This is a genomic window from Thermincola sp. GK-1, assembly GCF_059412445.1.
Window position 1 is genome coordinate 1 of record NZ_JBSQAT010000045.1, and the last position, 1,105, is coordinate 1,105.

Sequence of the window (1,105 nt, forward strand, 5' to 3'; positions counted from 1 at the left end):
CAGCGCAGCCGTTTCCAGCGTTGTTCGTATAATACGGTCATAACCAGCTTGAACTGGTATGGCCTTTTTTGTTTTGTTCCTGTCCTTTACACTGGAATAAAACCAGGGTTTAGGACGTGAGCGTTGTTGGGGCTTAAGACCCCGTCGTCTAAAGTGTCCATTCCCTCTTAAGGCATTCATACTACGTTTGAGCTGGTTGGGCTTTTAGCCCGGATTACATGGCGAACTTGTGGGGAGTGCCCGAACAGGGTCCTGGAAAAAAAGGAGGAGTTCTATGTATAAACCTGTGTTAAGTCTTGATGTGTCAAAAGAAAACAGTATTGCTGCCTTTTATCTTTCGTTCGGTGAGCCTATGGGAAAGCCTTTCAGGGTGGAACATACTCCATCAGGCTTTGCCGCTCTCGTTGAGCAGTTAAGAAATCTGGAACTGTTAACCCACAAAAAGCCAGAGGTCATCTTAGAATCTACCGGCAACTGCTCCAGGGCTATTACACAAAACTTAATGGAAGCAGGATATTCAGTTATTGCTTTAAACCTTCTTAAAACTCATGAACAAAAACAACAGAAACGCAGGGCGGTTCGTAAAGTCAAAACCGATAAGGTTGATGCCTAACGTATTGCTCAATTGTACTACTTTGATGAGCATAGGCCCCTGCATCCGGTTAATCCTGAAATCGCCGAACTCAGAAACCTTTGCGGACTGTACGGCGGCCTCAGTAACCTCTATATCGAAGCACAATTAAGGTTTCAAAGTATCCTGGATCTCTTGTTCCCACACTATACCGACGTGTTTTCTGATCTATGCGGTGACTCTTCTCTCAATCTAATCTCAGTATTCCCTACACCTGAAGCCGTTCTGTCCGCATGTAAGGAGGATATTGTTAAACATCTAAAATCCAAATGCCAAAGAAAAGACTGGCCTGAACAAATCTATCAAAAATTACTGACCGCCGCCAGGGCATGTTTGCCTTACAAAGTGGCCCAACAATCAAACGTACGTGTTCTTAGAGAATACATTCCTATTCTCATGACACAAAAACGCCTTCTTTCAGGCTTACGGGCTCAAATTGTTGCGGCGGCCAAGGGTATACCTGCTTATTCTTTA

General features: G+C 44.3%; 1 protein-coding gene and 1 pseudogene. Both read left to right on the forward strand.

The window, feature by feature from the left end:
* Window positions 1-274 precede the first annotated feature (274 nt).
* The gene (locus ACSNJE_RS15910) at window positions 275-613 is read left to right on the forward strand and encodes an IS110 family transposase (protein ID WP_495253074.1); all 339 of its coding nucleotides are present in this window, start codon (window positions 275-277) and stop codon (window positions 611-613) included.
* A 12-nt stretch (window positions 614-625) separates the two neighbouring features.
* Window positions 626-1,105, forward strand: a pseudogene (locus tag ACSNJE_RS15915) (IS110 family RNA-guided transposase); the annotation flags it as partial.

Coding starts and splice junctions, on each gene's coding strand:
- ACSNJE_RS15910 (WP_495253074.1), top strand. CDS start 275: ATGTATAAACCTGTGTTAAGTCTTGATGTGTCAAAAGAAAACAGTATT.